This is a genomic window from Amycolatopsis keratiniphila subsp. keratiniphila, assembly GCF_001620365.2.
GTDB classification, from domain to species: Bacteria; Actinomycetota; Actinomycetes; order Mycobacteriales; family Pseudonocardiaceae; genus Amycolatopsis; species Amycolatopsis keratiniphila.
Window position 1 is genome coordinate 1 of record NZ_LQMT02000010.1, and the last position, 8,894, is coordinate 8,894.

Sequence of the window (8,894 nt, forward strand, 5' to 3'; positions counted from 1 at the left end):
CTCAAGCAACACACCCCGAATCGCACCACCATCACAGCGGCCTTATCCGAAGCAGTCATTTCTTGGCTTTTGTCCGGAGCACACCCTAGCACCTGCTCGAAACTGCCGTTTCAGCGGGGGTAGAGTTACCTCTCCGGTTCGGGACCACCCACTCTACCACCATCCGGTGGGAGCTTGGTTCGTGTTCCCGGCGGCCGCTCGGTTTCCCTGGCGACGAAGAGAACATTACACGGCCCGAAACCGGCGTTTACAGGGGGGTCCCTTTTTTCGCGCCGACGCTCTGACCTGCGTCGATCTGGCTCTCCCCCGGCACGGGCTCGCCGTGCGTCGCGACGACGGTCAGCACGACGAGGGCGGCGGCGAGCCCGGCGGTGATGTGGATGGGCGCCGGCGTGAACGACGCGGCGAGCACGAGCACCGCGGTCACCGGGAAGCCGATCGCGATCGGACGGCATTCGTTGGTGGGGCCGATGTGCATGAGCCAGACGCTCACCAGATAAATCGCGACGGGCACCGTCGTCGCCATGGCGGCGGGCAGGGAGGCGACGTGCCCGGTGTGGGTGTCGTAGTCGACCGCGACCTCGAGGCCGGCACCGAGCGCGGCCGCCGAGGCGAAGATCAGGTAGTGCCCGTAGCCCCAGCTCGCGACGGTGAACAGGCTCTTCGCCTTCTCCAGCCTGACGTGGCCCGGCTGGTCGAAGTACAGCCACCACAACGAGAAGACCAGCACGAGCCCGGCGGCGGCTAGCGAGATCAGGCTGCCGGTGTGCTCGCCCTCGTCCAGCCCCTCCTTGATCGCGGTGGTCGCGCCCAGGATGGATTCACCCAGCACGATGATCGTGAACAGGCCGTAGCGCTCGGCGATGTGATGCGGGTGCCAGCCAGTCCAGCGCTTGCGTTCGGCGATCACCGGGACCGCGAGTTCCGCCAGCAGGAGCAGGAAGAACGACGGCAGCGCCAGCGACTTCGGGAGACCGAGGCGGACGACCCACAGGATCTGGACGATCGTGATGCCGATGGCGTACCGCAGCGCCGCCGGGCGGCAGTCCGGATCGGTCCGCGCGGCGCGCAACCACTGCACGACCATCGCGAGCCGCATCAGGACGTAGCCGGCGACCACGATCTTGAAGTCGCCGTCGAAGGCCGACGAGACACCGGCGGCGACGGTCAGTCCACCCGCGATCTGCACCAGCGTCACCAGCCGGTACGGGACGTCGTCGGTGTCGAACGACGACGCGAACCAGCTGAAGTTCAGCCAGCCCCACCAGATCGCGAAGAACACCATCCCGAAACTGAGCACCCCGTGCCCGATGTGGTTCTCGGCGATCGCGTGGTGCAGACCGGCGGCGGCCTGCGCCACGGCGACCACGAAACACAGGTCGAACAACAGCTCCAGCGGGGTCGCGACCCGGTGGCCTTCACCGGAATCGCGCATCGTCATCGGCCGGTACCAGACCCGCAGCCGATTCCGCCGAACAGAACTCTCCGCCATCGGTGCTCCTCGCAATCTCGATCTGCGGAGATCTTCGCAGCCGGGAGGCGATGACACACTCGGAGAAACGCGCGGCGGGTGGGCCCGGGCCGGGTGCACCTCCCCAGGCGACCCCGCGCGGACCCACCCGCGCGAATGCCTCACCGCGACCCGGCTCGCCAATGGTGTCGAACCGGCCGCCGCCGAACGGTCCCCCGCGGACGCCGACGGCTGTCCACCGGCTCGTGACCGTAGGTGTCCATTCCTGAGAACTCCGGACTCACCACGATCGCTTCAGCCGATCGATCCATCCCCGATCGATCGACAGAAATACCACTGTCGGTAGCCGAGTCACAGCGGTGAAGGCTCCGTTAGGTGTACCCGGTTGCTCTGAGTAGCACCAGAGGATGACTGCCTCCGTCACTCGGATGGAGCATCCGATCTTGCCGAACGTAGTCGTCGGCCGGGCGGAAGACTCAGCCGCGTTGACTGTCGGCGGCCGCCCGCTCGGCGTCCTCCCGCTCAGTGAGCGAGCGCCGCTTCCGGCGTGCGCGAAGTTCGATCACGGCGAGTAAGAGCGCCGAGCTCGTCAACGCGGCGGCGCACATCATCGCCGCGGTCAGCGCCGACGGGTAGCCGCCGTTCGCGCCGAGTACCGCGTGGAAGACCGAAGCCAGCACGACGGTGCCGATCGCGGTGCCGATCCGCTGCCCGGTCTGCAACGCTCCCCCGGCCACTCCGGCCATCGACGTCGGGACGCATTCCAAGGTGAGCGTGGTGTTCGGCGAGATGACCATGCCACCGCCGACACCGGCGACGAGCAACGGCAACGCGAACCACCAGCCCGCCGCGGCGCCGGGATCCTGACCGGCGAGGACGGCGACCGTGACCATCCCAGCGATCACCATCACCAGCCCGGTGACGGTCAGCTTGCGACCCCACTTCGACACCAGCCGACCCGCGATCGCCGCCGACACGGCCGAGCCGAGGGCGAAAGAGGTGACCGCGAGCCCGGATTGCAGTGGTGTGTAACCGAGGCCCTGCTGGAAGAAGATGGCGAAGACCAGCCACATTCCGGTGAACCCGCTGAAGTAGAGCGCGCCGACGGCCGCACCCGTCGCGTAGCCGGGGGTCCCGGTGAACAGGCGGGTGTCCAGCAGCGGCGGCCGACCGCGCCGCACCATCGAACGTTCCCAGCGCACGAAAGCGAAACCGAAGACCACCGCGACGAGGAACAGCCACCACAGGCTGCTGAGCCCGCCCTGTTCGGATTCGATCAACGGGAGCAGGACGCCGAGTACGGCGACACCCAGCAGCATGATGCCGACGAAGTCGATCTCACCCCGCAGGCTTCTCGGCGGTGTCTCCGGTTTCGGGAGCCATCTCAGGGCCAGCGCGAACGCCAGGATGCCGATCGGCACGTTCACGTAGAAGACCCAGCGCCAGCCTTCCGGATCACCGAAGACGGCGAGGATCACGCCGCCGAGCACCGGCCCGACCGCGGTCGAGATCCCGACGGTGGCACCGAACATGCCGAACGCACGACCGCGTTCGGCGCCACGGAACAGGTCCTGGATCATCCCGCTGTTCTGGGGCGTCATCATGCCCGAGGCGAAACCCTGCAGGAGCCGCGCGATGATCAGCGTCGTCTCGTTCGGCGCCGCGCCGGCGAACGCGCTGGTCAGCACGAACGCGGCGAGCGCGAACAGGAACATGCGGCGGCGGCCGAGCGCGTCGCCGAGCCTGCCGCCGGACACCAGCACCAGCCCGAAAGCCAGCGCGTAGCCCGAAACCACCCACTGGATCCCGCCGCTCGACGCGCCGAGATCCTTCTGGATCGACGGCAGCGCCGTGTTGACGATGCTGACGTCGAGCAGGCCCATGAACCCGGCCGCGAGGGAGACGGCGAGCGCCTTCCAGCGCCGGGGGTCGGGTTCGTAGGTGTTCATCAGGTGCTGGCGGCGATCCCGGGGATGCCCTTGAGCTCACCGATCAGCATCGACGTCACCTTGACCGGATAGTCGTAGAGCGCGAAAACCGTCTGGTTCTTGCCGACCAGTTTGAGGTGCACCGGGGTTTCGCCCTTGTGCGCCAGCAAGGTCTGCTTCAGCTCGCTGACCACCGACTGGTCGATCTTCTCCGCCGCGGCCAGCAGGACCAGCGGCAGGTCGTCCTCGCCGTTGCCGACCTCGGACAGGTCGAGCGGGACGAGGCCGCCACCGAAGATGGACATCTTGTCCTCGCGCCAGTTCACCCGGCCCTTGACCAGGACCGCGTTGTCCTCGATGAGGTCGGCGGAGAACATCGCGTAGGACTTCGGGAAGTACAGCACCTCGAGCGAGGCGTCCATGTCCTCGATGGTGCAGATCGCCCAGGGCTCGCCCTTCTTGTTGACCCGGCGTTCCAGCGAGGTGATCAGCCCGGAGACGACCAGCTCGCCTTCCTTCGGCGGGTCGGCGAGGATCGCGGCGATCGGCCGCGGCGCGTGTTTGCGCAGGATGCGTTCGGCGCCGTCCAGCGGATGCGCCGAGACGTACAGGCCGAGCATCTCCCGTTCGTAGGCCAGAAGCTGCTTGCGCGGGTACTCCTCTTCACCGAACTTCAAATGCGCGAGCGGTGAAGAGGACGCCGCGGCTTCCGCGTCGTCGTCCCCGCCGAACCCGAAGAGGTCGAACTGGCCCATCGCCTCCTGGCGCTTGAGCGGGACCACGGCTTCGACCGCGTCTTCGTGCACCTGGATCATCGAAAGCCGGGTGTTGCCGAGCGAGTCGAAGCCACCCGCCTTGATCAGCGATTCGATGACCCGTTTGTTGCAGGCCACCAGCTCCGACTTGTCGAGGAAATCGGTGAAGGAGGAGTACTTCCCCTTCTCCTCGCGGGTCTTGATGATCGACTCGACGACGTTCGCGCCGACGTTGCGGACGGCACCCATACCGAAGCGGATGTCCTCCCCGACGGCCGCGAACCTCAGCGCCGACTCGTTGACGTCCGGCGGGAGCACCTTGATCCCGAGCCGGCGGCACTCCGAGAGGTAGACCGCCGACTTGTCCTTGTTGTCACCCACCGAGGTGAGCAGCGCGGCCATGTACTCCGGCGTGAAGTTCGCCTTGAGGTACGCGGTCCAGTACGAGATCAGGCCGTACGCGGCCGCGTGGCTCTTGTTGAACGCGTAGCCGGCGAACGGGAGGATCGTGTCCCAGAGCGCCTTGATCGCCTCGGAGGAGAAGCCGCCGGGGACCAGCTCGCTCGACTTCATGCCCTCTTCGAAGCCGACGAACTCCTTCTCGAGGACCTCCGCCTTCTTCTTACCCATGGCGCGGCGGAGCACGTCCGCGCGACCCATGGAGTAACCGGCCACCTTCTGGCCGATGTGCATGATCTGCTCCTGATAGACGATCAGGCCGTAGGTGTCGGCCAGGATCTCCTTCAGGGGCTCTTCGAGCTCGGGGTGGATCGGTTTGACCTTTTGCCGCCCGTTCTTGCGGTCGGCGTAGTCGTTGTGCGCGTTCATGCCCATCGGGCCGGGGCGGTACAGCGCGCCCACCGCCACGATGTCGTCGAACACCGTCGGCTGCATCCGGCGGAGCAGGTCACGCATGGGCCCGCCGTCCAGCTGGAACACGCCGAGCGTGTCACCGCGGGAAAGCAGCTTGTACGTCTCCGGGTCTTCGACGCCGAGGGTGTCGAGGTCGATGTCGATCCCGCGGTTGGCCTTGATGTTGTCGATCGCGTCACCGATGACGGTGAGGTTCCGCAGGCCGAGGAAGTCCATCTTCAGCAGGCCGATGGCCTCGCACGACGGGTAGTCCCAGCCGGTGATGATCGAACCGTCGTCACGCTGCCACAGCGGGATGGCGTCGGTCAGCGGGTCGCACGACATGATGACCGCGCAGGCGTGGACACCGGCGTTGCGGATCAGGCCTTCGAGACCGCGGGCGGTCTCGAAGATCGTCTTGCACTCTTCGTCGGTCTCGACGAGAGCGCGGACCTCGGCCGCTTCGCCGTAGCGCTCGTGCTTCGAGTCGACGATGCCCGAAAGCGGGATGTCCTTCGCCATGATCGGCGGCGGGAGCGCCTTCGAGATCCGGTCCGCGATCGCGTACCCCGGCTGACCGAAGTGGACGCGGGCGGAGTCCTTGATGGCAGCCTTGGTCTTAATGGTGCCGAAGGTGATGACCTGGGCGACCTTGTCGACGCCGTACTTCTCGGTGGCGTAACGGATCATCTCGCCGCGACGGCGGTCGTCGAAGTCGATGTCGATATCGGGCATCGAGACGCGCTCGGGGTTCAGGAACCGCTCGAACAGCAGCTTCTGCGGGATCGGGTCCAGGTTGGTGATACCGAGGACGTACGCGACCAGCGAGCCGGCGGCGGAACCACGGCCGGGGCCGACGCGGATGCCGACCTTGCGGGCGTAGTTGATGAGGTCGGCGACGATGAGGAAGTAGGCGGGGAAGCCCTTCCCGATGATGACGTCGAGCTCGATCTCGATGCGCTCGTTGTAGTACGGGTCCGGCACGCCGTCCGGGTACCGCCACTTGAGGCCGCGCGCGACCTCTTCCCGCAGCCAGGTGCCCTGGTCGTAGCCCTCGGGGACCTCGAAGAACGGCAGCCGGTCCTTGTGCGTGTACACGTCCTTGTACGACTCGACGCGCTCGGCGATCAGCAGCGTCGAGTCGGCGGCGCCGGGGACCTCCTTGTCCCAGTACTCGCGCATGTCGGCGGCCGACTTCAGGTAGTAGCCGTCGCCGTCGAACTTGAAGCGGTTCGGGTCGTTCAGCGTCTTGCCCGCCTGCACGCACAGGAGCGCGGAGTGGGTGTCGGCCTGGTCCTTGGTGACGTAGTGCGAGTCGTTGGTGGCCAGCGGGCGGAGGTCGAGCAGCTTGCCGATCTCGAGCAGGCCCTCACGGACCGACCGCTCGATCGGCAGGCCGTGGTCCATCAGCTCGAGGAAGAAGTTGTCGGCGCCGAAGATGTCCTTGTAGTCCGACGCCGCCTGGATCGCCTCGGTGCGCTGCCCCAGCCGGAGCCGCGTCTGCACCTCGCCCGAGGGGCAGCCGGTGGTCGCGATGATGCCGTGGTGGTTCTCCGCGATCAGCTCGCGGTCCATCCGGGGCTTGCGGTAGTAGCCCTGCATGCTCGCGAGCGAGGAGAGCTTGAACAGGTTGCGCAGGCCGGTGGAGTTCTCGGCGAGCATCGTCATGTGGGTGTAGGCACCACCACCGGAGACGTCACCGCCCTCACCGAACTCGTCGGCGCCGCGCTGGTTCGACTGACCCCAGAAGACCGGCTTCTTGTGGAAGCGGCTCTCCGGCGCGATGTAGGCCTCGATGCCGATGATCGGCTTGAGGTCGTGTTTGACCGCCTGCTGGTAGAACTCGTCCGCGCCGTACATGTTGCCGTGGTCGGTCATCCCGACCGCGGGCATGCCCAGGCGCGCCGCCTCCTTGAACAAGGGGGCGATCTTCGCCGCACCGTCGAGCATCGAGTACTCGGTGTGCACATGCAGGTGGACGAAGGAATCGTTCGACACCAGCGAAAACCTCCCCTAGGCAGACGGATCCCTGGCTGCTTGACGCGGGCCGGTCCTCCCACCTTATGCGCCGAAGGATCTCGGCGCCCGGGCGGGCTGGCACCCCGGCGAGGGCCAGTCTCCCCCTCCGACCGGCCACCGCCAAGCACCGACGCGGCGCGGGTTCGCGGCGACCTCGGTTCGCCCGATCGGGGCGCGGGGTCAGCTCAGCCGGGCCAGGCGTTCATTGACCACCTCCCTGTCGAACCACTCCGGATCGAACCCGACGCCGCCGAGCTCTTCGAGCAGATCCTCGTTCTCTTCGTCGTACGGATCACGCCGTGCCTCCAGCAACATCTCGTAACTCTGCTCGTCCTCGCATTCCGCCGGAGGTGCGGCGCGTTCGCCGTCGAGGCAGCTCGGTGCTCCAGGAAGGACGACCAGCTGCTCGACGCGGATCCAGTGCTTCCAGTACTCCACCTCGTAGAGGAGCCGGTGGCCGGGTGACGTGGCTATCTGGCCGAGTTCCACTTCGTCGTCCAGCCGTTCGCCCTCACCGCTCTGCGCGTCGGCGCTGAAGCTTCCGTACGCGGTCTCGAACCGGTGATGCCGCCGCTCGTCCCGGTCGAACGCGGCCGCGAGGATCCGGTGCAGTCCGGCGAGGGTGACGTCCGAGCGGACTTCGAGCCGCCGCCAGATCGCGTCGTCCGGTGAGGACAGGGCGACCGCCAACCGGAGCCCGGTGACCGACGCGGACGGGGGCAGGACGAGCGGCAGCGGCTCGGCCGACGGTATACGAGGCAACGGTTCGTAGACGGGAAGGCCGAGCCACCGGCGCAACTGAGCCGCTCGCGCGGACAGATCGGGTCTCGGATCCCTTCCCAGTTCCAAGAGCCGAGGGACCCGCTCCCGAATCCAGGCGTCACGATCCGCCTTGGCGATCAAGGCCGCTTCGACCTGGCTCCGGAACTCGTCGGGGGTCAGCGGCGCCTCGACCACCTCGAAGCCGTTGCGGAGCACCGCCAGGGCGTCCTCGGGTACTGGATGGAGCTCGATCACGTCGACCTCGCGCTCGTTGACCACCACCTCGACGCCGACCGTGCGTTTGCCGGCGGTCAGCGTGGCGGCCAGGACCATCAGGTCCTGATCCACCTGGGCTTGGACGACGCAGCCCGAAAGCTCGATCGGCCCGTGGAGCAGCTTCGGCCAGCGCTCCACCCTGGACACGTCGAGGGGCGCACGCGTCGGACGGGAACGCTGGTGCTTCGGTCGTTTGGCGGGCTTGCGGCCGCGGCTGACAGGGGACACGGGATCAGTATCGCGAGCGGCACCGACAGTTTCGGGGTCGTGAGCTGCGCCGATCGGAAAATGCTTGCCGACCTGGGCGTCGATGTGCAGACTGACCAGCCGCCAAGATCAACCGAACGCCCGGAGAGTTGATGATCGACCTGCAGGCCATGAACGAGCGCGTGATCGCGGAGTTCCGCGCGAACGGCCGCCACGGCGACGGTCTCCCGACCTTGCTGCTCACCACCACCGGTGCCCGCACCGGGCGACGGCATGTGACGCCGATGCTGTTCCTGGCCGACGACGACCGCTACATCGTCTTCGCCGCGAATGGCGGCGCGCCCGGGCATCCGGACTGGTATCGCAACCTGGTCGCGGAGCCGTCCGTCGACGTCGAGGCGGAGGGAGAGGCCTTCACCGCTCACGCGGTCGAGGTCACCGGAGCGGCTCGGGACCGTCTGTTCGCGAAGCAAGCGAAGGCGTTTCCGCGGTTGGCCGAGCACCAGTCGAAGACCACGCGGCCGTTCCCGGTGATCGCGCTGAGCCGCGTCTGAGCTCGCTGGGTCGGGGTGGCGTTGCCGTCGCTGCCCTTGCTCGCAGCTGCAGTACGTGAAGGCCCCCTTC

Annotated in this window: 5 protein-coding genes; 1 reads left to right on the forward strand and 4 read right to left on the reverse strand. The window is 67.3% G+C overall.

The window, feature by feature from the left end; translation table 11 throughout:
• Positions 1-247: 247 nt before the first annotated feature.
• The 4 genes from AVR91_RS08270 to AVR91_RS08285 form a co-directional block, all read right to left on the reverse strand.
• On the reverse strand, positions 248-1,492 hold the full coding sequence (locus AVR91_RS08270; RefSeq protein ID WP_063271875.1) for a low temperature requirement protein A: 1,245 nt from the start codon (positions 1,490-1,492) through the stop codon (positions 248-250).
• A 455-nt stretch (positions 1,493-1,947) separates the two neighbouring features.
• Positions 1,948-3,420 carry an MFS transporter gene (locus tag AVR91_RS08275; protein ID WP_063271874.1) on the reverse strand — a complete coding sequence of 491 codons (1,473 nt, stop codon included), beginning with the start codon at positions 3,418-3,420 and terminating at the stop codon, positions 1,948-1,950.
• On the reverse strand, positions 3,420-7,004 hold the full coding sequence (gene dnaE, locus AVR91_RS08280) for a DNA polymerase III subunit alpha (protein ID WP_063271873.1): 3,585 nt from the start codon (positions 7,002-7,004) through the stop codon (positions 3,420-3,422). The genes AVR91_RS08275 and dnaE overlap by 1 nt, the downstream gene beginning before the upstream one ends.
• Positions 7,005-7,205: 201 nt before the next feature.
• Complete coding sequence (locus tag AVR91_RS08285; RefSeq protein ID WP_228709156.1) at positions 7,206-8,291, reverse strand: plasmid pRiA4b ORF-3 family protein; 1,086 nt, start codon at positions 8,289-8,291, stop codon at positions 7,206-7,208.
• Positions 8,292-8,422: 131 nt separating this feature from the next.
• On the opposite strand from AVR91_RS08285, the gene AVR91_RS08290 reads away from it, so the two are divergent.
• A complete protein-coding gene (locus AVR91_RS08290) occupies positions 8,423-8,824 on the forward strand; it encodes a nitroreductase/quinone reductase family protein (RefSeq protein ID WP_063271871.1) in 402 nt (133 codons plus the stop codon).
• Positions 8,825-8,894: the final 70 nt, after the last annotated feature.